The organism is Comamonas sp. 4034, assembly GCF_050434545.1.
Classification (GTDB): Bacteria; Pseudomonadota; Gammaproteobacteria; order Burkholderiales; family Burkholderiaceae_C; genus Comamonas; species Comamonas odontotermitis.
Map to the genome: position 1 here is coordinate 176,965 of NZ_JBNDIT010000003.1, position 25,752 is coordinate 202,716.

General features: G+C 61.4%; 21 protein-coding genes. 8 read left to right on the forward strand and 13 right to left on the reverse strand.

What is annotated here, in order from left to right; genetic code table 11:
* Position 1 precedes the first annotated feature (1 nt).
* Positions 2–1,012, reverse strand: coding sequence for an ABC transporter substrate-binding protein (locus ABIE32_RS05030; RefSeq protein ID WP_429014474.1), 1,011 nt, complete (start codon positions 1,010–1,012; stop codon positions 2–4).
* Between the two features lie 311 nt (positions 1,013–1,323).
* On the opposite strand from ABIE32_RS05030, the gene ABIE32_RS05035 reads away from it, so the two are divergent.
* Together ABIE32_RS05035 and ABIE32_RS05040 are read left to right on the forward strand one after the other, a co-directional pair.
* A complete protein-coding gene (locus ABIE32_RS05035) occupies positions 1,324–1,923 on the forward strand; it encodes a hypothetical protein (protein WP_429014476.1) in 600 nt (199 codons plus the stop codon).
* A gap of 97 nt (positions 1,924–2,020) precedes the next feature.
* A complete protein-coding gene (locus ABIE32_RS05040) occupies positions 2,021–3,766 on the forward strand; it encodes a long-chain fatty acid--CoA ligase (RefSeq protein WP_429014478.1) in 1,746 nt (581 codons plus the stop codon).
* Positions 3,767–3,806: 40 nt separating this feature from the next.
* Here ABIE32_RS05040 and ABIE32_RS05045 read toward each other — a convergent pair whose 3' ends face one another.
* The 3 genes from ABIE32_RS05045 to ABIE32_RS05055 all read right to left on the reverse strand — a co-directional run bounded on the left by ABIE32_RS05045 (position 3,807) and on the right by ABIE32_RS05055 (position 6,512).
* Complete coding sequence (locus ABIE32_RS05045; RefSeq protein WP_429014480.1) at positions 3,807–4,031, reverse strand: hypothetical protein; 225 nt, start codon at positions 4,029–4,031, stop codon at positions 3,807–3,809.
* A 66-nt stretch (positions 4,032–4,097) separates the two neighbouring features.
* Positions 4,098–4,412, reverse strand: a complete 315-nt coding sequence (locus tag ABIE32_RS05050) for a cupin (protein ID WP_224152091.1) — start codon at positions 4,410–4,412, stop codon at positions 4,098–4,100.
* A gap of 48 nt (positions 4,413–4,460) precedes the next feature.
* Positions 4,461–6,512, reverse strand: a complete 2,052-nt coding sequence (locus ABIE32_RS05055; protein ID WP_429014481.1) for an ABC-F family ATP-binding cassette domain-containing protein — start codon at positions 6,510–6,512, stop codon at positions 4,461–4,463.
* Positions 6,513–6,836: 324 nt separating this feature from the next.
* On the opposite strand from ABIE32_RS05055, the gene ABIE32_RS05060 reads away from it, so the two are divergent.
* Entirely contained in the window at positions 6,837–7,709 is an 873-nt protein-coding gene (locus ABIE32_RS05060) for a ferritin-like domain-containing protein (RefSeq protein WP_429014482.1), read from the forward strand.
* Between the two features lie 126 nt (positions 7,710–7,835).
* Here ABIE32_RS05060 and prmB read toward each other — a convergent pair whose 3' ends face one another.
* The 9 genes from prmB to ABIE32_RS05105 form a co-directional block, all read right to left on the reverse strand.
* Positions 7,836–8,747, reverse strand: coding sequence for a 50S ribosomal protein L3 N(5)-glutamine methyltransferase (gene prmB, locus ABIE32_RS05065; protein WP_429014484.1), 912 nt, complete (start codon positions 8,745–8,747; stop codon positions 7,836–7,838).
* A gap of 105 nt (positions 8,748–8,852) precedes the next feature.
* Positions 8,853–10,001, reverse strand: coding sequence for a succinyl-diaminopimelate desuccinylase (gene dapE / locus ABIE32_RS05070; RefSeq protein WP_429014485.1), 1,149 nt, complete (start codon positions 9,999–10,001; stop codon positions 8,853–8,855).
* 115 nt (positions 10,002–10,116) lie between these two features.
* Positions 10,117–11,277 carry a PilT/PilU family type 4a pilus ATPase gene (locus ABIE32_RS05075; RefSeq protein ID WP_224152096.1) on the reverse strand — a complete coding sequence of 387 codons (1,161 nt, stop codon included), beginning with the start codon at positions 11,275–11,277 and terminating at the stop codon, positions 10,117–10,119.
* A gap of 192 nt (positions 11,278–11,469) precedes the next feature.
* The gene (gene dapD, locus ABIE32_RS05080; protein ID WP_224152097.1) at positions 11,470–12,294 is read right to left on the reverse strand and encodes a 2,3,4,5-tetrahydropyridine-2,6-dicarboxylate N-succinyltransferase; all 825 of its coding nucleotides are present in this window, start codon (positions 12,292–12,294) and stop codon (positions 11,470–11,472) included.
* Positions 12,295–12,297: 3 nt separating this feature from the next.
* Positions 12,298–13,506 (reverse strand): succinyldiaminopimelate transaminase, encoded by a 1,209-nt coding sequence (gene dapC, locus ABIE32_RS05085; protein WP_429014488.1) that lies wholly within the window; start codon positions 13,504–13,506, stop codon positions 12,298–12,300.
* Positions 13,507–13,605: 99 nt separating this feature from the next.
* Positions 13,606–14,391, reverse strand: a complete 786-nt coding sequence (gene rsxB / locus ABIE32_RS05090) for an electron transport complex subunit RsxB (RefSeq protein WP_429014619.1) — start codon at positions 14,389–14,391, stop codon at positions 13,606–13,608.
* Positions 14,391–15,719, reverse strand: a complete 1,329-nt coding sequence (locus ABIE32_RS05095; RefSeq protein ID WP_224152099.1) for a polyhydroxyalkanoate depolymerase — start codon at positions 15,717–15,719, stop codon at positions 14,391–14,393. Before ABIE32_RS05095 ends, rsxB begins: the two co-directional genes overlap by 1 nt.
* 183 nt (positions 15,720–15,902) lie before the next feature.
* Complete coding sequence (locus ABIE32_RS05100) at positions 15,903–16,976, reverse strand: GTP pyrophosphokinase (protein WP_429014489.1); 1,074 nt, start codon at positions 16,974–16,976, stop codon at positions 15,903–15,905.
* A gap of 21 nt (positions 16,977–16,997) precedes the next feature.
* A complete protein-coding gene (locus ABIE32_RS05105) occupies positions 16,998–18,089 on the reverse strand; it encodes an AI-2E family transporter (RefSeq protein WP_224152101.1) in 1,092 nt (363 codons plus the stop codon).
* Positions 18,090–18,335: 246 nt separating this feature from the next.
* Between ABIE32_RS05105 and ABIE32_RS05110 the strand changes: the two genes are divergently transcribed.
* From ABIE32_RS05110 to zapE, 5 genes are all read left to right on the forward strand, one after another.
* Positions 18,336–21,215, forward strand: a complete 2,880-nt coding sequence (locus ABIE32_RS05110; protein WP_224152102.1) for a 2-oxoglutarate dehydrogenase E1 component — start codon at positions 18,336–18,338, stop codon at positions 21,213–21,215.
* A 42-nt stretch (positions 21,216–21,257) separates the two neighbouring features.
* The gene (gene odhB / locus ABIE32_RS05115; RefSeq protein WP_429014490.1) at positions 21,258–22,535 is read left to right on the forward strand and encodes a 2-oxoglutarate dehydrogenase complex dihydrolipoyllysine-residue succinyltransferase; all 1,278 of its coding nucleotides are present in this window, start codon (positions 21,258–21,260) and stop codon (positions 22,533–22,535) included.
* Positions 22,536–22,553: 18 nt separating this feature from the next.
* The gene (locus ABIE32_RS05120; protein ID WP_429014491.1) at positions 22,554–23,060 is read left to right on the forward strand and encodes a hypothetical protein; all 507 of its coding nucleotides are present in this window, start codon (positions 22,554–22,556) and stop codon (positions 23,058–23,060) included.
* 2 nt (positions 23,061–23,062) lie between these two features.
* On the forward strand, positions 23,063–24,490 hold the full coding sequence (gene lpdA / locus ABIE32_RS05125; protein WP_429014493.1) for a dihydrolipoyl dehydrogenase: 1,428 nt from the start codon (positions 23,063–23,065) through the stop codon (positions 24,488–24,490).
* Between the two features lie 147 nt (positions 24,491–24,637).
* Positions 24,638–25,741 (forward strand): cell division protein ZapE, encoded by a 1,104-nt coding sequence (gene zapE / locus ABIE32_RS05130; RefSeq protein ID WP_429014495.1) that lies wholly within the window; start codon positions 24,638–24,640, stop codon positions 25,739–25,741.
* Positions 25,742–25,752: the final 11 nt, after the last annotated feature.

Here is a 25,752-nt window from a genome sequence, read left to right on the forward strand (position 1 = left end):
CTCACTTCTGCACCAGGCTCATGTCCACGAACCGGGCGTAATCGACTTTCTTCGATGCCTCCAGCACGCCGCCCTGCACCAGCATGTCCTGCAGCTTGTCCATGGCTTCCTTTTCAACGAGAGGCGTCTTCTTCCAGAGGTTCAGCGTCTGGTAGCGCTCGATGGCGCTGGTCAGCTCGGGCTTGCTCACGCCGGTGAAGTACTCGCCCACCAGGTCGGCCAGTTCAGCAGCGGGTGCGGCAGCGGTAAATTTCTGCGCCTTGGCCACGGCCTGGGTCCAGGCCTGAACGGCGGCGCGGTTCTTCTTCAGGTAGGCATCGGTGGTGGTGAAGACCGTGTAGTCGACCATGCCGGCTTCCTTGCCGACCGAGCCAAGCGGGAAGGCCTTGCCTTCTTTCTCCAGCGTGCTGGCCTCGGGCTCCAGGAAGGTGGCGTAGTCGTTCTGCCCAGCGAGCCAGGCGCCGGTGCGGGCAGCGGGGCCGATGTTGTTGACGAGCTTCACGTCCTTTTTCGGATCGAGCCCTTTCTTGCGCAGCGCGGCTTCCAGGAATATGTCGGGGTTGGAGCCGGGGCGGAAGGACATGATCTTGCTGCCCTTGAGCTTGTTCCAGTCAAAGGCTGGATCGGGCTTGCGGCCCATCAGCAGGAAGCCGTCGGTGGCTGTGAGCCCCGCAAACACCACAGGCTTGACCGGCGATTCGCTGTTGGCGACATAGATGGAGGCCTCGGGCCCGATCAGCACGATATCGGCGCTGCCCGAGAGCAGGGCCGCCATGCCCTTGTCCGTGCCCTGCGAGGTCTTCATCGTCAGCTCGATCCCCTCGTCCTTGAACATGCCTTTCTTGAGGCCTGCATACATGGGAACATACAGAACGGATCGCACCACTTCCTCGTAGCGCACCTTGTGCACGGTTTGCGCCTGTGCCGCGCTCAGTTGGAGCAGACTGCAGGTGGCCAGCGTGGCCCCAAGCAGGTTTTTGTGAAAGCGGCGGCGTGGGGAACTCAAGCTCATGTCACACTCCTTGTATACAAATATCGGGATGCGGAAGGAATAACTGGCCAGTAATACGCAAATATCGTGCCTGAATCGCTGATGTGTAAACAGATGTTTTGCTATTTATGTATTCAGTATCCAATTTATTGCGACAAACGAAATCGGTGTTAACCAGCAAGAACATGCACCAGGGCAGAGCGATGAAGTGCCGCCGTGCACCATGAAGCCGCGCAGTGCATGCGCTGCGACGGCCGATAGGGTAGGAACGCGGTCTGTATCGGCGCTGCAGAAGGGATTGCAAGGCCGCTGGCGATGCCACAATCACCAGCGTGAAGATGACATCTCTCGTGGCGGGCTGCCGCCAGGCACTGTTCTGGTCGCGCCCCTTGTGCGCGGCGGAATGGGCTTTGCTCGCGCAATATTTTGGCGAGCCGGCTGATCCCCGCTGGCGCCGCATGCGCGTGCATTTGCGGCGGCTGGGCGATACGCGGCGCGCCCTGTCCTTCAATGGCGGCTTTCTGTCGTTTCCGAGGTATTGCTTTGCGGGCGACGATCCACGCCAGCCCTTGCGGCTGAGCCATCCGATGATCACCGGCTGGTTGATGCACGAGGCCTTCCACCATTGGCAGCGGCTGCAGGGTAGGGCGGTGACGCGCGATGCGTTGCGGCTGCAATGGCGCTTTTGGCGCCATGGAAGCAACCCTTACCACTACACCCTGTGCGAATCACCCGGTAGTTTGCTGGTGCAGTTTCAGCAAGCACAGGTAGAGCAGCAGGCGCAGATGTGGCAGGACGCGGTCATGGCAGACCGGGCATACCGCGAGGCGGGCGACAGCCATCCACAATTTGCTGCATTGCAATGTGCGGCGCGCCAATGGCAGGCCGTGCTGCACTGGGTGCGCGCGCAGGCCGGGGCTATCGGGCTCTAGCCCGCTAAAGGCGGCACTCAGTCGTCCCGCACGTGACCCCTGCCGGGCAGGGCGGTTGGCGATACTGGCGCAGATATTGATTGCACCGGATCGCGCCATGACTGTTTCCTTCGCTGCCCTGTCCCCTGCGCATGCTTCGCCGCCGCCCGCGCCTACGCGCTACTGGCCGGGGCGCGTGCCCACGCGGCTGACGGTGCCGCAGACTTCGGTATGGGACAACCTGGCGGTCAATGCGCGGCGCTACCCCGATCATGCGGCCCTGGTGTTCTTCGAGCAGGTCATTACCTACCGGCAGATGGAGCAGATCACCGAGCGGCTGGCGGCGCACCTGCATGCACAGGGCGTGCAGCGGGGCGACCGCGTGATCCTGCTGATGCAGAACTGCCCGCAACTGGTGCTGGCGCACTATGCCATTCTGCGTGCCAATGCGGTGGTGGTGCCCGTCAACCCCATGAACACGGCCGATGAGCTGGCGCACTACATCACCGATGCGGCTGCGCGTGTGGCCATCACCACCACCGATCTGGCTGGCGCATTGGTACAGGCCAATCACCAGGTAAGCCAGATGCCCGGCGCGGAGCCGCTGCGCCACCTGCTCATCACCCGCTTTGCGGATGCCATGCCGCCCCAGGTGCAGCAGCAGGCCGATTTTCCGCAGGCCTGGGCGGCCTGGCTGCTGGGCGAGCATGCATTGCCGGATGCCAGCCTGCTGCCCGGAGCCTCGGTGGCATCGTGGCAGCAGGCGCTGCAGTGCACCAATGCCCCGCCGCCCCTCAGCGTGGGCGCCGCCGACATGGCGATCCTGCCCTATACCAGCGGAACCACGGGCAAGCCCAAGGGGTGCATCCATGCGCACAGCCACATCCAGCACGCGGTGCAGGCGGGCCTGCTGTGGGGACGCCAAAGCACTGAAAGCGTCAATCTGGTGGTGGCGCCCATGTTCCATATCACCGGCATGGTCTCGATCATGCATGTGCTGATTGGCGCGGGGGCAACCCTGGTCATCATGCCGCGCTGGGATCGCAACTTGGCTGCGGGCCTGATGCTGCGCTGGCGTGTGACGCACTGGGCCAATATTCCGACCATGGTGGTGGATCTGCTGGCCAGCCCCCAACTGGCGCAGGTGGATATGCGCAGCCTCGTCTACATTGGTGGCGGGGGCGCCGCCATGCCGCAGCCCGTGGCCCAGCGCATCAAGGATCTGTGGGGACTCGATTACATCGAAGGCTACGGCATGACCGAGACCTGTGGGGCCTCGCATGCCAATCCGTATGAGCATCCCAAGCAGCAATGCCTGGGCGTGCCGCATATCGGCATGCAGTCCAAGGTGATCGACCCTGACACCCTGCAGGAGTTGCCTCCTGGCGAGGTGGGCGAGATTGTGGTGCGTGGCCCGCAGGTGCTGCAAGGCTACTGGAAGCAGCCCGGCGCGACGGAAACCAGCTTTGTGCAGGTGGGCGGTGAGCGCTTTTTTCGCACCGGAGACCTGGGGTACCGCGATGAGGACGGCTACTTCTTCCTGACCGATCGCTTGAAGCGCATGATCAACGCCAGCGGTTACAAGGTATGGCCTGCCGAGGTGGAGAGTCTGATGTACCGCCACCCCGCCATTCTGGAAGCCTGTGTGATCTCTGCCAGAGACCCCTACCGGGGCGAGACGGTGAAGGCCGTGGTGGTGCTGCGCCCTTCACACCAGGGGCAGGTGAGCGAGCAGGACATCATCGCCTGGTGCCACGAGCATATGGCGGTGTACAAGGCGCCGCGCATCGTGCAACTGGTTGATCACCTGCCCAAGAGTGGCAGCGGCAAGGTGATGTGGCGTTTGCTGCAGGAAAAGGAGTAACTGGCGCGCTCTTGGCGCGCTCCAGGGGGAGACGCAAGCGCTACCACCAGCGCAACAGTTCAAGCGCTTTGTACCAGAAGCCATCACCAAAGCGTACGGCAAGCCAGGCACAGATGATGACGCAGACGATGCAAAGCAGGGCCCATGCCGCCCAGCTGGGATAAGTCTGGAAGCCAATCAAGCCCGCGACAAACAGGCCCAGCAAGGTACCGCAACCCATGCGAACATTGCGCTCTTCTGTGTCGCGGGGTGGGTCTTCGTGCATGGCAACTTCATTGCAGTGGGGAAGCCCAGTGTAGTGTGGCGTGGCCAAAGCTGCGTATGTCCGGCGCTACACACTGCCCGCCTTTTCGATCACCAGAATTCGCGCCGCGCCCTGCGGATGCGCCACATGCTCGCAGCCGATGCCGGCATGGAAGATGTCGCCACCGTGCAAGGTGGTGCGTTTTTCAACACCAGCCTCGCGGTAGTGCATGACCACCGTGCCGTCCATGACCGCGAAGACTTCCTCGCCATCGTTGACGTGCCAGATGTAGGGCTGGTCCGTCCAGTGCAGGCGTACGCTGGTGCCGCCCAGGTGGGCGATGTCCAGCGCTCCCCAGGCGCGCTCGGCGGTGAATTCCTTGCTGCGAATCGTGCGTTGCATGCGGTGGTCCTGGGGGCGGGTTGACGCTTGGGGTGGTCGTGCTGTAAATCAGGCCGTCGCGCCCAGCTCCTGGGCAATCGCTTCGATCTGCTCGGACAGCTCCAGCCAGCGCTCTTCCAGTTGCTCGATGCTGTTGTTGACTGTGGCGAGTTGCTTGCCGGCTTCCACCACGTCGGGGCCGGACAGGCCGGGCGTGGCCAGCTTTTCTTCCAGCGCGCTGCGCTCAGTGGCAAGCTGCGGGAGCTTTTTGTCGATCTGTTCCAGCTCTTTCTTGAAGGGCTTGGTCTTGTCGGCCAGTTGCTGGCGCGCGGCTGCGGCCTGGCGACGGGCTTCCTTGGGATCGAATGCTGCTTCTGTTTTAGGCGCGGTAGGTTTGGATGCTATTAATTTTATAGCGTCCGGCGCTTGCTGAGTGGATGCAGAAGGCTGATTTTTCTCCGTATTCTGGCCGCGAGCGTCCTGCTCCGCCTGCCGGGCTTCTTCGCGCAGGCGCTTGGATTCGTCGAGCAGGTAACGCTGGTAGTCGTCCAGGTCGCCATCAAACGGGCCGACCTTGCCGCGGCCCACCAGCCAGAAGTCTTCGCAGACGGCGCGCAGCAGGTGCCGGTCGTGCGAGACGAGCATGACGGTGCCGTCGAAATCGTTGATGGCCATGGCCAGGGCTTCGCGGGTTGCCAGATCCAGGTGGTTGGTCGGCTCGTCGAGCAGCAGCAGGTTGGGGCGTTGCCACACGATCATGGCCAGCACGAGGCGAGCCTTTTCTCCGCCGCTCATGCTGCCCACAGCCTGCTTGACCATGTCGCCGCTGAAATTGAAGGTGCCCAGATAGCTGCGCAGATCCTGCTCGCGCGCACTGTTGCCTTCTGCGCCGATTTCCTTGGCCAGACGGATCATGTGCTCCAGCGGATTTTCCTCGGGGCGCAGCACGTCCAGCTCCTGTTGGGCAAAGTAGCCGATGTTCAGGCCCTTGCCCTCGGTCACCTTGCCGGCGAGCGCCTTCATTTCGCGGGCGATGGTCTTGACCAGTGTGGATTTACCCTGGCCGTTCGCGCCCAGGATGCCAATGCGCTGGCCTGCAAGCACGGAGCGGCTCACGTCCCGCAGAATCACGGTTTCCTGATCCTGCTCGTCGGTATAGCCGAAAGCAGCATCGGTGATGGCCAGCATGGGGTTGGGCAGGTTCGCGGGCTCCTTGAATTCGAAGGTGAACTCTGCGGCGGCCAGCACCGGAGCCACTTTTTCCATGCGCTCGATCTGCTTCATGCGGCTTTGCGCCTGCTTGGCCTTGCTGGCCTTGGCCTTGAAGCGGTCGATGAACTTCTGCAGGTGGGCAATCTTGTCCTGCTGGCGCTCGAACGATGATTGCTGCAGCTCCAGTTGCTGGGCCTGCAGTTCTTCAAACTTGCTGTAGTTGCCGCCGTAACGGGTCAGCCGCGCATTTTCGATATGCAGGGTGACATTGGTGATGGCGTCGAGGAACTCGCGGTCATGGCTAATGGTAATCAGCGTGCCGGGATAGCGCTTGAGCCAGGCCTCCAGCCAGACCAGGGCGTCCAGGTCCAGGTGGTTGGTGGGTTCGTCGAGCAGCAGCAGGTCGCTGGGACACATCAGCGCGCGGGCCAGCTGCAGGCGCATGCGCCATCCGCCCGAGAAGCTGTTGACGGGCTGGTCCAGCTCCGACACCTTGAAGCCCAGGCCCAGGATCAGGGCCTGCGCGCGCGCCGTGGCGTCATGCGCACCGGCATCGTGCAGATCGGCATGGGCCTGGGCGATGGCCATGCCGTCGCCGGTCTCTTCGGCGGCCAGCAGCTGCGCGTTCACCTCTGCCAGGCGCGTATCACCGTCCAGCACGAACTGCGTGGCCGATTCGGTGGTCTCGGGCATGTGCTGGGCCACCTGGGCCATGCGCCATTGCGCAGGAATGTAGAAATCGCCTCCGTCTTCGGACAGCGAGCCGTTCAGCAGCGCAAACAGGGTGGATTTGCCCGCTCCGTTGCGACCCACAAGGCCAACGGACTCTCCGGGGTTGATGGTGGCGTTCACCTGGTCGAGCAGAACCTTGGTGCCGCGGCGCAGCGTAATGTTTTTCAGCGTAATCATGACTGGGGTGAATTATCGCCGCGCGGCCCCTCTCTAGCAGGTTGCGGGGCCTCTATGCGGGCGGCGCCCCATTTGTGGCAAATCGCTACGGCTGCAAGTGCATGTTTGGCTGACTGGGTTTGCGGGCGGCATGCAGGCTGCTGAATTTGTAGGCCATTGCCGCCATCGAGCGGCAGATGGATTGTTGCGTGGAGATGCAATCGTTAAGATGATTCACAGCATTGCCGTCATTCAATGGACACGCACTGGTCATACTGCAGTCACACACGGGCTGTGGCTTGACAGACAGGGACTGCAGCCCTGGGTCAAGACAAGGAAAGCGCCATGACAGCGACAACATCGCAAAACCGGGTTCCGCAAGGCAACACCGGGCACGACACTGCGCAGCCGCGCGGTCACTGGAAGATCGACGACATTCCCTATCACCGCATAGACCGCGCCGCCATCGAAGGCGACGAGGATCTGTTCTATCTGCTGATGAGTGCCTCATTCGTGGAGACGGGCTCGGACACTTATGCCGCCAACCTGGGCGAGCACTACGCACAGTATCCGCAGATCAGCGACTGGCTGGTGCAGGAGTGGGAGCATGAAGAGCTGCAGCATGGCGCATCGCTGCGCCGCTATGTGGAAACCGTGTGGCCCGGCTTTCCGTGGCAGCAGGCCTACGACAGCTTTTTTGCCGAGTATTCGCAGTTGTGCACCGTGGAGGAGCTGTTCAGCGACCGGCGGCTGGAGATGGTGGCGCGCTGCGTGGTGGAAACAGGCACCACAGCCTACTACCATACCCTGCGCGAGCTCAGCCACGAGCCGGTGCTGACGCAGCTGCTGGGCCACATCCGCAACGATGAGGTGGGGCACTTCAAGCACTTTCTGGCCTATTTCAAGACCTTGCAGAAGGAGGCGCCGATTGGCCGCACGCGCATTGCGGGGGCCCTGTACAGCCGCTTGAAGGAATTGCGCGAGAGTGACTCGGATGTGGCGCTGCGCCATGTGTTTGCGCACAAGGGGTCGCTTTTCTGCACGCCGGAACGCAAGTTCGAGGACGTGGCCCAGCGCATCTACCACCTGGTGAGCACCGGCCTGCCAGCCGACATGGCCGTGCGCATGCTGCTCAAGCCCCTGCTGCTGCCGCCCAGGCTGGAAGGCTATCTGCACGGGCCCATCAGCAAGCTGGCCTGCAAGGTGATGGCGTACTAGCCGCCCATCCGTTGCGCCGGATCTGCTGGTGAATTTGGATGAAAAGAACCATTGGCGCTTGATGGATAAGCGCTATATGCTATTTAATATATAGCAAATTGACGGGGCGGCATCCTCAGAACTGTTTCAGAACTGTGTTGGCTGCTCATGCATCCAGTGCACAAGCGCATCGCGCGTCAGCAGCAGCACCTGGTCGTCGCCGGCGCTGGTGTTCATCCAGAACACGGGCAGGCCGCGAAAGGCGGCTTCAAAGTGTTCGCGTTCATTGCCGATCTCCAGCACCAGCACGCCGTCTTCGGTCAGGCGCTGAGGCAGGTCGCGCACCAGCAGGCGCACAAAATCCATGCCGTCCTTGCCGCCAGCCAATGCCATCACGGGCTCGGCGCGGTATTCCAGGGGCAGGCGCGCCATGCTGTCGGCGTTCACGTAGGGTGGATTGCACAGAATCAGGTCCCAGGGGCCGCGCGCCTGTGCCATGCCGTTGGACTGCACGAGCGTGACACGGTCCTGCAGGCCGTGCTTTTCTACATTGATGCGGGCAACTGCCAAGGCATCGGGCGAGAGGTCGGCGCCGGTCACTGCCACATCGGGATAGGCCATGGCCGCCAGGCAGGCCAGGCTGCCATTGCCGGTGCACAGATCGAGCACCTGGTGGGTGGTGGTGCTCAGCCATTCGTCAATGCTGCCGTCGGCCAGCAGCTCGGCAATCAGGCTGCGCGGCACGATGGAGCGCTCGTCAATATAGAAGGGCACGCCTTGCAGCCATGCCTGCTGCGTCAGGTAGGCGGCGGGTTTGCGCGTCGTAATGCGCTGTTCCACCAGGGCTTGCACCTTGGCGCGGTCGGCATCGCTGACGGGCCGTGCGCCCACGGCATCTTCGCCTTCGGTACTGCTGTCCACATCCATCGGCAGGCCCAGAGCCCACAGCACCAGCCAGGCGGCTTCATCCTGCGCATTGGTGGTTCCATGGCCAAAGTGCACCACGGCGGCGGTGAGTGCAGCTGCGCTGTCGTCGATCAGGGAGCGGATGGTGGTCATGGCAGAAACGGGGTGAACAAATGTAAAGGCGATTGTAGGCGCGGCAAGGCCCGCCGACGGCAAGCTGCAGCTATCGGCCGCGACCTGTTCATGCGGCAAAACGATTTACTTGCCCAGATTTTCCAGAATGCGGCGGTAGATGTTCTTGAGGGGCTCGATGTCTGCCAGCGCTACATGCTCATCAATTTTGTGGATGGATGCGTTGGGCGGGCCGATTTCGATGATCTCGGGGCAGATTTCGGCGATGAAGCGGCCATCACTGGTACCGCCGGTGGTCGACAGCTCGGTCTCAATGCCCACTTCGTCACGCACTGCCTGCTGCACGGCTGCCACCAAGGTGCCGGGAGTGGTCAGGAAAGGTTTGCCACCCAGCGTCCACTTCAGGTCGTATTCGAGGGCATGGCGCTCCAGGGTGGATTTGACACGGGCCTTGAGGCTCTCAGCCGTGGATTCGGTGCAGAAGCGGAAATTGAAATCCACCACCATCTGGCCAGGAATGACGTTGCCCGCGCCGGTGCCGGCGTGGATATTGCTCATCTGAAAGCTCGTGGGCGGGAAGAAGGTGTTGCCCTCGTCCCATACCGTTTTGGCCAGCTCGTCGAGCGCGGCCAGTGCCTGGTGGATGGGGTTGCGTGCCAGTTGCGGATAGGCGATATGGCCCTGAACGCCATGCACGGTGAGCTTGCCGGTCAGGCTGCCGCGGCGGCCGTTCTTGATCATGTCGCCCAGCCTGCTGACTGCCGTGGGCTCGCCCACCACACAGTAGTCGAGCTTTTGACCACGTTTCTTGAGCGCTTCCACCACGATGGCGGTGCCGTCCACGCTGGGGCCTTCTTCATCGCTGGTGAGCAAAATGGCAATGTTCAGCGGGGCATCGGGGTATTGTGCGACGAACTCCTCGGCAGCCACCACGAAGGCAGCAACGGAGGTTTTCATGTCGCTGGCGCCTCGGCCATACAGCTTGCCGTCGCGGTGCGAGGGGGTGAAGGGGTGAGAGTTCCACTGCTCCATCGGGCCTGTTGGCACCACATCGGTGTGTCCCACCAATACCACGGTCTTGGCGCCGGCCACGCTGCTGTTGCGCAAGGCCCAGAGGTTGCTCACGCGGAAGTCGGCAGGGCCGCTGTCCAGACGCTCGCACACAAAGCCAAGCGGCGAGAGCAGGTCGGCGATCATTTCCAGGCAGCCTTCGTCTTGGGGCGTCACCGAGGGGCGGGCGATCAGTTGCTCGGTCAATTGCAGGGTACGGGACATATCGGAAAGTGCAATGCAGCAGGGCAGAGAAGGATAAAACAATGCGGCCCGCAGGCCGCATGGTCAGAGATGGGGAGCGGCGCCGGCACGCCCAGGGCTGCCAGCGGTCGCTATCTTACTCTTGGTTCACATCCAGCACGATTTCGGTGAACGAGGCAGAGTCATCCAGCTCCTGCTGCGCCGCTACCTGTGCCTTGGCTGCATTGGCGGCCATCTGGAAGTCGTTTTGCAGGCGCCACATCAGGTTGGTGGGCGAGTCGGAGTTGGCCAGGCCCTCTTCGCGGCTGATCTTGCCGCTGTTGATGAGGGCTGCCAGTGCGCCTTCGAATGTGACCGAGCCTTCGGCCATCGATTTCTCCATGGCTTCGCGCACGCCGGAGAAATCACCTTGCTCGATCATCTCGCTCACCAGCTTGGTGTTGAGCATCACCTCGATGGCTGCAGTGCGCTTGCCAGAGACAGTCTTGACGAGGCGCTGCGAAATGACGGCGCGCAGGGCCGAAGCCAGATCGCCCAGCATGGTGGGGCGCACTTCCACAGGGTAGAAGCTCAGAATCCGGTTGAGTGCATGGTAGCTGTTGTTGCCGTGCAGGGTGGCCAGGCACAGGTGGCCCGACTGTGCGTAGGCAATGGCGGCCGACATGGTTTCACGGTCACGGATTTCGCCAATCATGATCACATCGGGCGCCTGGCGCAGCGCATTCTTGAGCGCGGTCTGCAGCGACGCGGTGTCGCTGCCGACTTCACGCTGGTTGATGATGGAGCGCTGGTTAGTGAACAGGTATTCGACCGGGTCTTCCACGGTCAGGATATGGCCGGTCTGCTTGGCATTGCGATGGTCGATCATGGAGGCGAGCGACGTACTCTTGCCTGAGCCCGTGGCACCTACGAACAGCACCAGGCCGCGCTTGGCCATGATCAGGTCCTGAAAGATGTCCGGCAGCTCCAGCTCTTCGAGCGTGGGAATGTCCTTGGGCACATAGCGGATCACGACGGCACAGGTGCCGCGCTGGTGCATGGCGCTGATACGGAAGCGCCCCACGTCTTCGAGCGGCACACCCATGTTCAGCTCGCCCGTCTCGTCCAGTTCCTCGATGCGCTCGGGCGGCACGATCTCGGCCAGCAGGGTGCGCGGCGCATCAGGCGTGAGGATCTGGTTGTTGAGGGGAATGCAGTCACCCTGGATCTTGACCAGCGCTGGCGCATTGGCAGACAGGTAGACGTCCGATGCCTTGTTTTCGGCCATCAGACGCAAGATTCGCTCCATGGTTCCCATATCTGTTCCCTCCGGTGTTTATCGGCCCGATTGTAGGCGTTGCAGCGGTAACGGCTTGTTCCAAGATGACGCAATGTGGCGCGCATGCCGCATCCCGCCCCTGACTGCGTCTGCGGGGCGGCCCGTGCGCTGGCTGCCGCCATGAAAAAAGCCCTGCAGGGCAGGGCTTTGGATACGGGGGCAGGGGGGCGGTCAGTCGCGCAGCAGGTCGTTGATGCTGGTCTTGGCGCGGGTCTCGGCCGTCACCTGCTTGACGATCACTGCGCAGTACAGGCTGTGGCTGCCGTCCTTCGATGGCATGGAGCCGCTCACCACCACCGAGCCTGAAGGGATGCGGCCGTAGGTGACTTCGCCAGTCATGCGGTTGTAGATCTTGGTGGATTGGCTGATGTACACGCCCATCGACACCACGGAGTTCTCCTCGACGATCACGCCTTCCACGATTTCGGAGCGGGCACCGATGAAGCAGTTGTCTTCAATGATCGTGGGGTTGGCTTGCAGGGGTTCGAGCACGCCGCCCAGGCCTACGCCGCCGGAGAGGTGAACGTTCTTGCCCACTTGTGCGCAGGAGCCCACGGTCGCCCAGGTGTCCACCATGGTGCCTTCGCCCACGTAGGCGCCAATGTTCACATACGAAGGCATCAGGATGGCGCCCTTGGCCACGAAGCTGCCGCGACGCGCCACTGCTGGTGGCACCACGCGCACGCCGGTGGCGGCGATGTCCATGTCGTTCATGTTGGCGAACTTGGTGGGCACCTTGTCGTAGAAGTTCAGGGCGCCTGCCTGCATCAGCACGTTGTCGTTCAGGCGGAAGGACAGCAGCACGGCCTTCTTGATCCACTGGTGCACGGTCCACTGGCCTACGCCTTCGCGGGTGGCCACGCGCAACTCACCCTTGTCGAGGGCGTTGATGACGTACTCGACGGCGTCCACGATTTCCTTGGGGGCCGAGGCGGACGACAAGGTGGTACGGTTTTCCCAGGCGGATTCGATGATGGTTTGCAGTTGTTGCGTCATGGTTTAACGTTGTTTCCAGGATTGAATGAATTGCACGATGCGCTGGGCTGCCTGCAGGCATTCGGCGGTTTCTGCCACCAATGCCATGCGCACACGCCCTGCACCAGGGTTGGTACCGTTGAAGTCGCGGGCCAGATAGCTGCCCGGCAGAACCGTCACATTGTATTGAGCATACAGCTCGCGGGCGAACTCGGTATCCGACAGGCCCATGTGCGCGGGCACGCCAGCCCACAGGTAAAAGCTGGCGTCGGGCAACTGCACATCCATCACGCTGGACAGGAGCGGCGTCACCTCTGCAAACTTTTTGCGGTATTGCTCGCGGTTGTCTCGTACATGGGATTCATCGCCCCAGGCCGCAATGCTGGCTGCCTGCACCGAAGGGCACATGGCGCCGCCCTGGTAGGTGCGGTACAGCGCAAAGGACTTGATCAGATCAGCGTCGCCTGCGACAAAGCCGCTGCGCAGGCCAGGCACATTGCTGCGCTTGGAGAGGCTGGTGAACGACATCAGCCGCTTGAAATCCGTGCGGCCCAGCTTGGCTGCCGCCTCCATGCCGCCCAGCGGTGGTTCGTCACGGAAGTAGATTTCGCTGTAGCACTCGTCCGACGCAATCACGAAACCGTAGCGGTCCGACAGCGCGAACAGCTTCTTCCATTCCTCCAGTGGCATCACCGCACCGGTGGGGTTGCCCGGAGAGCAGACAAAGATCAGCTGCGTGCGCTGCCAGACGGCCTCGGGCACGCTGTCCCAATCCACCGCAAAGTTCCTGGCGGCAATGCTGGGCACATAGTAGGGCGTGGCACCTGCAAGCAGGGTGGCGCCCTCATAGATCTGGTAGAACGGATTGGGGCACAGCACGATGGGGTTGGGCTGGCTTGCGTCCACCACCGTCTGCGTGAACGCAAACAGGGCCTCGCGGCTGCCATTGACCGGCAGGGTGTGCTTCTGGCCATCCACTTGCAGGCCATAGCGGGTGTTCAGCCAGGCCGCGAATGCGTCGCGCAGCGCAGGGGTGCCAGCGGTGGCGGGGTAGCTCGCCAGCCCGGCCAGATTGTCGGCCAGGGCCTGCTTGATAAAGGCTGGCGTGGGATGGCGCGGCTCGCCGATACCCAGGCTGATGGGGGGAATGTCAGCCGGCGGAGTGACACTGGCAAACAGCTGACGCAGCCGCTCAAACGGGTAGGGCTGCAGTTTCTGGAGCAAGGGGTTCATAAGCGAACCATTATCACGCAGCTGCAACGGCTTTGGCGCAGGACGCGGGCAAGCCAGTGTCGCTTTGTGTGCCGTCTGTGCGACGTTCGGCCGGTATGCCTAGTTCGGGCTGCCGCGCTGTTGTCTGGCCTTGGCCAGAATGGCAGCAATCATCGCCTTTTTGTCGGCAGGTGCAGTCGGCGTTGCTGGTGTTGTGTCGCCATTCGTAACCTTGCTCGGCATAGGGGTTGGAGCGGATGGGCTGTCTGCCGTACTGGTGTTGTTCAAGGCCGCGGACGGACTGCTGACGGCCAAGCGGTCTTCGTCTCCAGCAGGTGTGGTTTGAAGGCCTTTTGCGGGTTTGCGCATGCCGGATGTGCGCCGATTACTATGTTTTTGATAGCGATTGCGTGCTTGTTCAGCCTGTTCGTGGCTCCATGCCTCCCAGCCGGTGGCCTCTCCGCTGGCATTGTCCAGTTCGATGCAGTCCACCGGGCACACAGGCAGGCACAACTCGCAGCCCGTACAGGCCTCGGCAATGATGGTGTGCATGCGCTTGTTGGCACCCAGAATGGCATCCGTGGGGCAGACCTTGATGCAGAGGGTGCAGCCGATGCACCAGTTTTCATCGATGCGGGCGAGCACGCGTGGAGCTTCTACGCCATGGTCCGGATTCAATGGCAGCGTGGCGCGGCCTGTGATGGCCGCCAGGCGCGCAATGCCTTCCTCGCCGCCAGGAGGGCATTGGTTGATGGCCGCTGCGCCCGTGGCCACGGCTTCGGCGTAGCCTCGGCAGTCAGGGTAGCCGCAGCGCGTGCACTGGGTCTGAGGCAGGGCCTCATCAATGGCATCAATGAAAACAGCCAGCGCTGAGGCTGGCTGCTGGTCGGGGGGAAGGGGATGGATCACACCGTTTGCAAGTTGCTCTGCTTGGAAACCGTGGATTTTACCGTGCTGGCCTTGGCGGGGAGCTCGCTGTGGGCCAGGATGAAGTCCTTGAGCACGGGGTAGACCATGTTGCGCCAACGCTTGCCGCTGAAGATGCCATAGTGCCCGGCACCCTTGACTTCGAAGTGGCGGTTTCCCGATCCCTTGAGGCCGGTACACAGATCGTGCGCAGCCTGGGTCTGGCCGGAGCCGGAGATATCGTCCAGTTCACCTTCCACCGTCAGCAAGGCGGTGTGCTGGATATCCTGGGGGCGCACCAGTTCCGCCACGCCTTCGGGCGAGCGCACCTGCCAGGTGCCTTTGACGAGGGCAAAGTCCTGGAACACCGTCTTGAGCGTCTCCAAGTAGTAGGCGGCGTCCATGTCCAGCACGGCGTTGTACTCGTCATAGAACTGGCGGTGGTGTTCTGCGCTTTCCTCATCGCCCTTGAGCAGGTCCTTGAAGTAGTCGTAGTGGCTCGTCGCATGGCGGTCCGGGTTCATGCTGACAAAACCCATGTGCTGCAGAAAGCCCGGGTAGACCTTGCGACCGGCGCCAGGGAAGTTGGCCGGCACCGGGTAGATCACATTGTTTTCGAACCACTGGATATCGTGCGTGGTCGCCAGATTGTTGACTGCGGTGGGCGAGCGGCGTGCATCGATCGGGCCGCCCATCATCGTCATCGACAGCGGCGTCTGCTCTCCACGGCTGGCCATCAGAGATACGGCAGCCAGCACCGGTACGGTGGGCTGGCAGACGCTCACCACGTGGCAGGCACCATAGATTTCCTGAATATGGCGAATGAAATCCTGCACATAGTTCACATAGTCATCCAGATGGAAATCTCCGGACGACTGGGGCACCAAGCGGGCATTGGTCCAGTCGGTGATGTAGACCTTGTGGCCTTCGAGCATGGTGCGCACGGTCTCGCGCAGCAGGGTGGCGTAGTGGCCGGACAGCGGTGCCACGATCAGCACGGCGGGTTGCCCCTTCATGGCAGTGAGGGTGGCTGGATCGTCTGAAAAGCGCTTGAAACGGCGCAGCTCGCAAAATGGCTTGGTCAACTCCACACGCTCGTGCACGGCAATGTCGTGGTCGCCAGCGGTGATGGTGTTGATGTTGAATGCGGGTTTCTCGTAATCCTTGCCCAGGCGGTAGAGCAGGTCAAAGCCGGCCGAAGCACGCTGGACAGCGGTGGTCTGACTGACAGGCCACAGGGGATTGCTCAACATCTTGGATGTGGCGTGCGCGTATTCGGCAAATGGCTCCATCAGGGCGCGCTGGGTTTCGTAGAGTTGGTACAGCATCAAAACTCCGTTAATGTTGCATTGCAATATAACAGCACCGTGTTACGCCGAGAATCAAAATTTCTCAGCGTAAACACGGGTGGGGTGGCGCTTCTTGTGTAAACAAATGTTGTTGCCAGCTATGGATTGGCACGAGAGTAGGTACCAACCCTGGGTGCGAGGGAGGCGTTCGACCCCGTGCTTTCAGGCAGCAGTGCGCCGCGTGGGCTGGTGGTTCTCAAGCCATTCCTCAAACGCTTCCCGGGCGGAGTTGCGCAGGCTGCGGCGGAAGCGCTGCCTGTCCTCCAGGTAGAGGCAATGGCGCATCACCGTGAATGGATTGAAGCTGCTGCTGGGGTAGCGGTGCTGAAAATCGGCCTTGTAGTGGCGCGCCGTGGAAATGTGCTTCTGCACCACGGCAAACAGCCAGGACGCCTGGCGCACGCCAAAATCGTTGACCAGTTCGTCAATGAAGAACTCCACCTTTTGCGGATCGAAATCGTAGCCAGGGAAGTGGCGTTGCCCAAAGGCCACAAATCCAAAGGCGTCCAGTGGCTCGCTGTCATCCGCATAGGGCTGAGGGACAGCATCTGCCTCATCGTCCGTGTCGACGCGCGACAGGGCCAGCGCCTGGTTGGTCTCGTTGCGGATCTGCAAAAACTCCCGATCGGCCAGCTCGAACAGGGCCGACAGGATGTTGATGCGCCGCTTGAGGTTGGTGGGGATCGACTTCTTGTATTTGATCTTGTGGTCCAACTCGCTCCATGAATCCTGGATGATGGTGCGAATCTGCAACTCGAATGCCTGCTGGGCATACGCCATGTGCTCTGAGAGCTGCGCCTGCTCCTTGTTGAAGCGCAGATCCATGTGGATGCCCTTGTAGCCGAAGTCGGACTCGGAATCCTCCATGGGGGCCGTCTTGTCGGTGATCTCGATCACATCGAAATACTCGCGCACCTTGGCCATGATGGCCGGTGGCTCGTCCTCGTACAGGCACACCACGCGCACACCGATCAGGTCGGTGATGTAGTCGCCGATGGCATAGCTTTCGGTGCGGTCTTCCAGCGCATTGCGGTATTTGCGCTTGAACTTGCGCACCGCTTCTTCAGGGTTCTTGACGCGGCACTCGATCTTGGCGATGTTGACACCGGGCAGGCCCTGAAGAATCGCCTCGATCAGGGCGTTGAAGGAGGCTGCTGCGGCCTTGAGGGTGGGCAGGCGCTGGGCGTATTCCGCCAGGAACTCTTGTTTGCGAAGTTCAAAATCGTGGAATGGCATGCCAGGCTTTCAGGCGGCGTATCAGTTCTGGTTGTCAGGGGGCAGGCTGTCTGCGGGCACGCCAATCTGTGCCTGTGGCGCAAACAAATCCCATACTGCGATGAACAGGGCTGCAATCAGCGGGCCGATGACAAATCCGGTCAGACCAAAGAGGGACAGGCCTCCCAGCGTCGAGATCAGAATCAGGTAATCGGGCATCTTGGTGTCCTTGCCCACCAGCAGGGGGCGCAGGATATTGTCCACCATGCCCATGACTCCGGCGCCATAGGCGGTCAGCACGATACCTTGCCAGGTGGCACCTGTTGCCAGAAAGTAAATGGCGACCGGTGCCCATACGATGGCCGCACCGACTGCAGGAAGCAGCGACAGGAAGGCCATCACCACACCCCATAGCAGGGCACCGTCAATGCCGAGAATCCAGAAAATGATGCCGCCCAGAGCGCCCTGGGTTGCTGCCACGGCCAGATTGCCTTTGACGGTGGCGCGCACCACGGTGATGAACTTTGCGCCCAGCTTCTGCTTGTGCGAGTCGTCCAGCGGTACAGCAGCATAGATCTTGCGCACCAGCACCTTGCCATCTCGCAGGAAGAAGAACAGCAGATACAACATGATGCAGAAGCTCACCAGGAAACCCATGGTGTTCTGGCCGATGGCTAGCACCTTGGTGGCCACGTACTGGCTGGCCTGCACCGAAATACCCGAAATCTTTTCCTGGATGACCTTGGGGTCATTGAGGTTGAAGCGGGCCAGCAGATCGATCAGCCACTGGGGCAGGGCGCTGTAGATCTGCTGGAAATACTGGCCAAAATTCATCTGGCCGGTGTGCACACGCTCATAGATCGCGGCGGACTCCTTGGCCAGCGAGATGGACAGCAAAATCAATGGCAGGATCACCAGTACCAGACACAGGGACAGCGTAATCAGGGCCGCAACAGTCGGGTATTTGGGGAATTTGCTACCGATCTTTTTGTGTAAAGGTGTAAACACCACGGCAAAGATCACACCCCAGAATACGGCTCCCTGAAACGGGAACAACACTGCAAAAAACGCAATGGTGACGGCAATTAACAGCAAGATAAATGCTTTGTCGTGAAGAGATCGGGTGTTGAGCATTGCCATTCAGCCAAAATTAGATAGCGCAAATGTATCTGACTTGGCGGGTCTGTAGCGTCATCCAAAACAGACGTTTGGCGCGGCAGACCCCTGGCCGGACGATATGAGCCGAAAGTGGCACAATAGCCCCCGTTCGGCCCTTCCCAGCCACAGTCGCATCCGCCAACCGGTTCAGCCGTGTCGCGGAAGGTTGTTTATATGCACCAGCTAATGCTTTCCAGAGGAAAGCGGAGGTCAGCGGAGAAAATGAGCGATACAAATTCTGTGTATCAAGCCTACCAAGGCAATACCTATCTTTTCGGTGGCAATGCCCCCTACGTAGAAGAGATGTACGAAAACTACCTGGCTAATCCAGGCAGCGTACCCGATACGTGGCGTGCATACTTTGATGCACTGCAAAATGTCCCCGCAACGGACGGCAGCAACCACAAAGACGTTCCTCATCTCCCTGTCATCAACGCCTTTGCCGAACGTGCCAAACAAGGCGGCACCAAGGTAGTCGTTGCCTCCGGTGCCGATTCGGAGCTGGGCCGCAAGCGCACTGCCGTGCAGCAGCTGATTGCTGCCTATCGCAATGTGGGCACCCGCTGGGCCGACCTGGATCCGCTCAAGCGCCAGGAGCGCCCGGAGATCCCCGAGCTCGATCCAGCGTTCTATGGCTTCACCGACGCCGACCAGGAAACCGTGTTCAATACGAGCAACACGTTCTTCGGCAAAGAGTCGATGACCCTGCGCGATCTGCTCAATGCACTGCGCGAAACCTATTGCGGCACCCTGGGCGCCGAATACATGTATGCCACCGACCAGAACCAGAAACGCTGGTGGCAGCAACGTCTGGAAGCCATTCGCAGCAAGCCTGCATTCAATGCCGACCAGAAAAAGCGCATTCTTGACCGCCTGACGGCAGCCGAAGGTCTGGAGCGTTTCTTGCACACCAAGTATGTGGGCCAGAAGCGCTTCTCGCTGGAAGGCGGCGAATCCTTCATCGTGGCGATGGATCAGCTGATCAACGCCGCTGGTGTCAAGGGCGTGCAGGAAATCGTGATCGGCATGGCTCACCGTGGCCGCCTGAACGTGCTGGTGAACACCCTGGGCAAGATGCCCAAGGACCTGTTTGCCGAGTTCGACCACACCGCGCCTGAAGATCTGCCTGCCGGCGACGTGAAGTACCACCAGGGTTTCAGCTCGGACGTGACCACCGCAGGCGGCCCCGTGCACCTGTCGCTGGCCTTCAACCCATCGCACCTGGAAATCGTGAACCCCGTGGTCGAAGGCTCGGTGCGCTCGCGCATGGACCGTCGCAACGACCCTCAGGGCAAGCAAGTGCTGCCCGTGCTGGTGCACGGTGATGCGGCCTTTGCCGGCCAGGGCGTGAACCAGGAAACCCTGGCACTGTCTGAAACCCGTGGCTACACCACGGGCGGCACGGTGCACATCATCATCAACAACCAGATCGGTTTCACCACCTCCGATCCGCGCGACCTGCGTTCGACCACGTATTGCACCGACATCGTCAAGATGATCGAGTCGCCTGTGCTGCACGTCAACGGTGATGATCCGGAAGAAGTAGCGCTGGCCATGCAGATGGCTTTGGATTTCCGCATGGAGTTCTCCAAGGACGTCGTGGTGGACATCATCTGCTACCGCAAACTGGGCCACAACGAGCAGGACACGCCAGCGCTGACCCAGCCGCTGATGTACAAGAAGATTGCCCAGCACCCTGGCACGCGCAAGCTGTACGCCGACAAGCTGGGCACGCAAGGCCTGGGCGAGACCCTGGGCGACGACATGGTCAAGGCCTACCGCGCTGCCATGGACGCGGGCAAGCACACGGTCGATCCGGTGCTGACCAACTTCAAGAGCCAGTACGCCGTGGATTGGAGCCCCTTCCTGCACAAGAAGTGGACCGACGCTGCAGACACCGCTATTCCTCTGGCTGAGTGGAAGCGCCTGGCCGAGCGCGTGACGACTCTGCCTGAGTCGGTCAACCCGCACCAACTGGTCAAGAAGGTGTATGACGACCGAGCCGCCATGGGCCGTGGCGACATCAATGTGGACTGGGGCATGGGTGAAACCATGGCCTACGCTTCGCTGGTGGCCTCTGGTTATCCGATCCGCCTGTCCGGTGAGGACAGCGGCCGTGGCACCTTCACCCATCGCCACTCGGTCGTGCACGACCAAAAGCGCGAGAAGTGGGACGAAGGCACCTACATCCCTCTGCAGAACGTGGCCGACAGCCAGGCTCCGTTCACGGTCATCGACTCCATCCTGTCGGAAGAGGCAGTGCTGGGCTTCGAATACGGCTACGCTTCGAACGACCCCAACACCCTGGTGATCTGGGAAGCGCAGTTCGGCGACTTTGCCAACGGCGCTCAAGTGGTGATCGACCAGTTCATCGCCTCTGGTGAAGTGAAGTGGGGCCGCGTCAACGGCATCACGCTGATGCTGCCACACGGCTACGAAGGCCAGGGCCCCGAGCACAGCTCGGCCCGCCTGGAGCGCTTCATGCAGCTGGCGGCAGATCAGAACATGCAGATCACGCAGCCCACCACGGCCAGCCAGATCTTCCACCTGCTGCGTCGCCAGATGGTGCGTCCGCTGCGCAAGCCGCTGATCATCATGACGCCCAAGTCGCTGCTGCGTAACAAGGATGCGACTTCGCCCGTGTCCGAGTTCACCTCCGGTGGCTTCCAGACCGTCATCGGTGAGCGCGACGAGGCCATCGTTGCCAAGGCCGACAAGGTCAAGCGCGTGATCGCCTGCTCGGGCAAGGTGTACTATGACCTGGTCAAGAAGCGTGCCGAAGACGGTACGACTGACGTGGCCATCATCCGCGTGGAGCAGCTGTATCCATTCCCGCACAAGGCCTTCGCTGCGGAACTCAAGAAGTTCGGCAACGCCAAGGAAATCGTGTGGTGCCAGGACGAGCCGCAAAACCAGGGCGCATGGTTCTTCGTGCAGCACTACATCCACGAAAACATGCTCGACGGCCAGAAGCTGGGCTACTCCGGCCGTGCCGCTTCGGCATCGCCTGCCGTCGGTTATTCGCACCTGCACCAGGAGCAGCAAAAGGCTCTGGTGGAAGGCGCATTTGCCAAACTCAAGGGTTTCGTGCTGACCAAGTAAGCACTCAGACAGCTCTTATCAACGAACACAGAAAGAATTCTTATGGCAATCGTAGAAGTCAAAGTTCCTCAGCTGTCCGAGTCGGTCGCTGAAGCCACCATGTTGAACTGGAAGAAGAAGGCTGGCGAAGCTGTTGCAGTCGACGAAATCCTGATCGAGATCGAGACCGACAAGGTCGTTCTGGAAGTGCCTGCCCCGGCTGCTGGCGTTCTGACCGAGATCGTGCAAGGTGATGGCGCCACCGTGGTGGCCGACCAGCTGATCGCCAAGATCGACACCGAAGCCGTGGCCGGTGCTGCAGCGGCTCCTGCTGCCGCGCCTGCACAGGCCGCTGCCGCGCCGGCGCCGGCTGCAGCAGCTTCGGCTGCCGCAGCTCCTGCTGCCACGGGTGGCAGCAAGGGTGATGTGGCCATGCCTGCAGCTGCCAAGCTGCTGGCCGACAACAATCTGCCCGTGGGCGCCGTTGCTGGTTCCGGCAAGGACGGCCGCGTCACCAAGGGTGATGTGCTGGCCGCCGTGGCCGGTGGCGTCAAGTCCACCGCCGCCGTGATTCCTACCGGCGTGCCTGCCAAGTCGCTGCCCCAGGTGGCATCGCCTGCAGGTTCTCAGGACCTGGGCGAGCGCCCAGAGCAGCGCGTGCCGATGAGCCGCCTGCGTGCCCGTATTGCCGAGCGTCTGCTGCAATCGCAGTCGACCAACGCGATCCTGACCACGTTCAACGAAGTGAACATGGCGCCCGTGATGGCGCTGCGCAAGAAGTTCCAGGACGACTTCACCAAGGAACATGGCGTCAAGCTGGGCTTCATGTCCTTCTTCGTGAAGGCTGCAGTGCATGCGCTCAAGAAGTACCCTGTGCTGAATGCATCGGTCGATGGCACCGACATCATTTACCACGGCTACTTCGACATCGGTATCGCCGTGGGCTCGCCACGCGGCCTGGTGGTGCCCATCCTGCGCAATGCCGACCAGATGAGCTTTGCCGACATCGAAAAGAAGATTGCCGAATTCGGCAAGAAGGCGCAAGACGGCAAGCTGGGCATTGAAGACATGACCGGCGGTACCTTCTCCATCTCCAACGGTGGCACCTTCGGCTCGATGATGTCTACCCCCATCATCAACCCGCCTCAATCGGCCATCCTGGGCGTGCACGCCACCAAGGACCGCGCCGTGGTGGAAAACGGCCAGGTCGTGGTTCGTCCGATGAACTACTTCGCCATGTCGTATGACCACCGCATCATCGACGGCCGTGAAGCCGTGCTGGGCCTGGTGGCAATGAAGGATGCGCTGGAAGATCCATCGCGTCTGCTGTTCGACCTGTAATCAGGTCGTCGGGTCGTCATGGCACGTATCTTGGTGATAGCGGCCTCTGCGCTGGTGCTTGCTGCATGCGGCACCACACGTCCTGCCAAGGACGTGACTGCGCAGAGCTGGAGTGGGGATTACCGCTTCCAGTGGCAGGCCAATACCCAGGCCATGCGCCGTGGCGTGCCCGTGCCCGAGAAGGTAGAGATACGCCCGGTGACCACCGTGTCCGTCAAGGATGTGCCGGGCGCCAGGCTGGACAATGGCCCGCAATGGGCCATTTCGTTTGTGGGCGAAGCGGGCAGGCCGCTGCCGCTCAGGCCTTTCAAGGCAGACGGCTACCGGGATTTCGGCTGGGAGCAGCAACGTGCCAGCGGGCAGATCGCCTGCCTCGAATCGGGCGCGTTCATGTTTCTGTGCCGCGTGCCTGCAGGGGCCACGATTTCATTCGGCCGTTCGGGCGATGAGCAACTGACAAGCAAGACGGGCCTGTTTGGTGTGATCCTGCACCAGGGCAGTTTTGAACTAACACCATTGGAATAATCATGAGCAAGCAATTTGATGTCGTCGTGATCGGCGGTGGCCCTGGCGGCTACGTAGCAGCCATCCGTGCAGCGCAACTGGGCATGGCTGTGGCCTGTATCGACGAGTGGAAGAACGCCGCAGGCGGCCCCGCTCTGGGCGGCACCTGCACCAACGTGGGCTGCATTCCTTCGAAGGCGCTGCTGCAGTCGTCCGAGTACTTCGAGCACGCGACGCACAGCTTTGCCGACCACGGCATCTCCACCGGCAAGGTGGCGATGGACGTGGCCAAGATGATCGCCCGCAAGGACGGCGTGGTCAAGCAGAACAACGATGGCATCCTGTACCTGTTCAAGAAGAACAAGGTCACCTTCTTCCACGGCCGTGGCTCCTTTGTGAAGGCGGTCGATGGTGGCTACGAGATCAAGGTGGCTGGCAAGGAAGAAGAATCCATCACTGGCAAGCAGATCATCGTGGCCACGGGCTCCAATGCCCGCGCGCTGCCCGGCGTGCCATTTGACGAAGACAAGATCCTGTCGAACGACGGCGCGCTGCGCCTGGGCGCCACGCCCAAGAAGCTGGGCCTGATCGGCGCTGGCGTGATCGGTCTGGAAATGGGCTCGGTCTGGCGCCGCCTGGGCACCGAAGTGACGGTACTCGAAGGCATGGACAAGTTCCTGCCTGTGGTGGACGAGCAGATCGCCAAGGAAGCAAAGAAGGCGTTCGACAAGCAGGGCCTCAAGATCGAGCTGGGCGTGAAGGTTGGCGAGATCAAGACCGACAAGAAGGGCGTGCACATCAGCTACACCAACGCCAAGGGCGAGGCCCAGCAGCTGGAAGTGGACAAGCTGATCGTGTCGATCGGCCGTGTGGCCAACACCATTGGCCTCAACCCCGAAGCCGTGGGCCTCAAGCTCGACGAGCGCGGTGCGATTGTGGTTGACGACGACTGCAAGACCAACCTGCCAGGCGTGTGGGCGGTGGGCGACGTGGTGCGCGGCCCGATGCTGGCGCACAAGGCCGAGGAAGAGGGCGTTGCCGTGGCCGAGCGTATCGCCGGCCAGCACGGGCACGTGAACTTCGCCACCCTGCCTTCGGTGATCTACACCAGCCCCGAAGTGGCTTGGGTGGGCCGCACCGAGCAGCAGCTCAAGGCCGACGGCGTGGCATATAAGGCAGGCACCTTCCCATTCCTGGCCAATGGCCGCGCCCGCGCTCTGGGCGACACGACTGGTATGGTCAAGTTCCTGGCCGATGCCACGACGGACGAAATCCTGGGCGTGCATATGGTGGGCCCGATGGTGTCGGAGCTGATCTCCGAAGCCGTGGTAGCGATGGAGTTCAAGGCATCGAGCGAAGACATCGCCCGCATCTGCCACGCTCACCCATCGCTGTCGGAGTCGACCAAGGAAGCGGCTCTGGCTGTGGACAAGCGCACCTTGAACTTCTGATCCAGACTTTCGACTTGGCGATGGCTTTTCGAGCATCGCCCGGCGAAAGTATGGAAACACCAGAAGTTTGAAGAAAAATAGCCTCTACCGCTTGCTCAATGCGCGGTAGGGGCTATGTAATTTATAGCAATAGAGACTGAGACACCCATGGGCACCGCGGTAAGAGATGCATACGAGGCCGAGATTGCGGCCAAAGGTTTTCACAGCGATCCGGCGCAGTTGCGCGCGGTCGATGCCTTGCAGCGCTGTGCCGACGAGTGGGAGCAGTACAAGGGCAAGCGCTCCAACGCACTCAAGAAGCTGATCAACCACCCCGATATTCCCAAGGGCGTCTATATGTACGGCGGCGTGGGTCGGGGCAAGAGCTTTCTGATGGATTGCTTCTTCAACGCCGTGCCCATCCGGCGCAAGGTGCGGCTGCACTTTCATGAGTTCATGCGCGAAGTGCAGCGTGAACTCACCCTGCTCAAGGGCACGCAGGACCCGCTGGATGTTCTGGGCGCGCAGATTGCCAAGAAATACAAGCTGATCTGCTTCGACGAGTTTCATGTGGCGGACATCACCGATGCGATGATCCTCTATCGCCTGCTGCTGGCCCTGTTCGACAATGGCGTGGGCTTTGTCACCACCTCCAATTTCAAGCCTGACGAGCTGTATCCCGACGGCCTGCACCGAGATCGTATCCTTCCCGCCATCGATCTGCTCAACGCACGCATGGAAGTCGTCAACGTGGACAACGGCACCGACTACCGTCGTCGTACCCTGGAGAAGGTCACCCTCTACCACTGCCCGCTGGGCCCGGAGGCTGACCAGGCCATGCAGGAGGCCTTCAACCAGCTGGCCGAAGTGCCGGACGAGAAGCCGGTGTTCAAGATCGAATCCCGCGAGCTGCGCCCGCTCCGCCGTGCCGGGGGGGTGATCTGGTTCGATTTTCATGAGCTGTGCGTGAACCCGCGCTCGCAAAACGACTATCTGGAGCTGGCAAGCCAGTTCCACACGGTTTTGCTGTCCAATGTGCCCTATATGCCAGTCAACATGGCTTCGCCTGCGCGGCGCTTTACCTGGCTGGTGGATGTGCTGTATGACCGCCGCGTCAAGCTCATCCTGTCGGCTGCGGTGCCGCCCGAACAGTTGTATACCGAAGGGCCGCTGGTGCATGAGTTTCCGCGCACGGTCTCGCGCCTCAATGAAATGCAGTCGCAGGAGTACCTGTCGCTGGAGCGGCGCGTGGTGGACACGGCCCTGACCTGAAAGTGCAAACG

What these genes read in the sequence shown, in the direction of transcription:
- dapE (WP_429014485.1), bottom strand. Translation starts at nt 10,001, where the DNA reads ATGTCCCGTACCCTGCAATTGACCGAGCAACTGATCGCCCGCCCCTCG.
- ABIE32_RS05105 (WP_224152101.1), bottom strand. Translation starts at nt 18,089, where the DNA reads ATGCTCAACACCCGATCTCTTCACGACAAAGCATTTATCTTGCTGTTA.
- ABIE32_RS05100 (WP_429014489.1), bottom strand. Translation starts at nt 16,976, where the DNA reads ATGCCATTCCACGATTTTGAACTTCGCAAACAAGAGTTCCTGGCGGAA.
- ABIE32_RS05030 (WP_429014474.1), bottom strand. Translation starts at nt 1,012, where the DNA reads ATGAGCTTGAGTTCCCCACGCCGCCGCTTTCACAAAAACCTGCTTGGG.
- ABIE32_RS05050 (WP_224152091.1), bottom strand. Translation starts at nt 4,412, where the DNA reads ATGCAACGCACGATTCGCAGCAAGGAATTCACCGCCGAGCGCGCCTGG.
- ABIE32_RS05060 (WP_429014482.1), top strand. Translation starts at nt 6,837, where the DNA reads ATGACAGCGACAACATCGCAAAACCGGGTTCCGCAAGGCAACACCGGG.
- ABIE32_RS05120 (WP_429014491.1), top strand. Translation starts at nt 22,554, where the DNA reads ATGGCACGTATCTTGGTGATAGCGGCCTCTGCGCTGGTGCTTGCTGCA.
- ABIE32_RS05055 (WP_429014481.1), bottom strand. Translation starts at nt 6,512, where the DNA reads ATGATTACGCTGAAAAACATTACGCTGCGCCGCGGCACCAAGGTTCTG.
- ABIE32_RS05075 (WP_224152096.1), bottom strand. Translation starts at nt 11,277, where the DNA reads ATGGGAACCATGGAGCGAATCTTGCGTCTGATGGCCGAAAACAAGGCA.
- lpdA (WP_429014493.1), top strand. Translation starts at nt 23,063, where the DNA reads ATGAGCAAGCAATTTGATGTCGTCGTGATCGGCGGTGGCCCTGGCGGC.
- zapE (WP_429014495.1), top strand. Translation starts at nt 24,638, where the DNA reads ATGGGCACCGCGGTAAGAGATGCATACGAGGCCGAGATTGCGGCCAAA.
- dapD (WP_224152097.1), bottom strand. Translation starts at nt 12,294, where the DNA reads ATGACGCAACAACTGCAAACCATCATCGAATCCGCCTGGGAAAACCGT.
- odhB (WP_429014490.1), top strand. Translation starts at nt 21,258, where the DNA reads ATGGCAATCGTAGAAGTCAAAGTTCCTCAGCTGTCCGAGTCGGTCGCT.
- dapC (WP_429014488.1), bottom strand. Translation starts at nt 13,506, where the DNA reads ATGAACCCCTTGCTCCAGAAACTGCAGCCCTACCCGTTTGAGCGGCTG.
- ABIE32_RS05040 (WP_429014478.1), top strand. Translation starts at nt 2,021, where the DNA reads ATGACTGTTTCCTTCGCTGCCCTGTCCCCTGCGCATGCTTCGCCGCCG.
- ABIE32_RS05110 (WP_224152102.1), top strand. Translation starts at nt 18,336, where the DNA reads ATGAGCGATACAAATTCTGTGTATCAAGCCTACCAAGGCAATACCTAT.
- ABIE32_RS05045 (WP_429014480.1), bottom strand. Translation starts at nt 4,031, where the DNA reads ATGCACGAAGACCCACCCCGCGACACAGAAGAGCGCAATGTTCGCATG.
- ABIE32_RS05095 (WP_224152099.1), bottom strand. Translation starts at nt 15,719, where the DNA reads ATGCTGTACCAACTCTACGAAACCCAGCGCGCCCTGATGGAGCCATTT.
- prmB (WP_429014484.1), bottom strand. Translation starts at nt 8,747, where the DNA reads ATGACCACCATCCGCTCCCTGATCGACGACAGCGCAGCTGCACTCACC.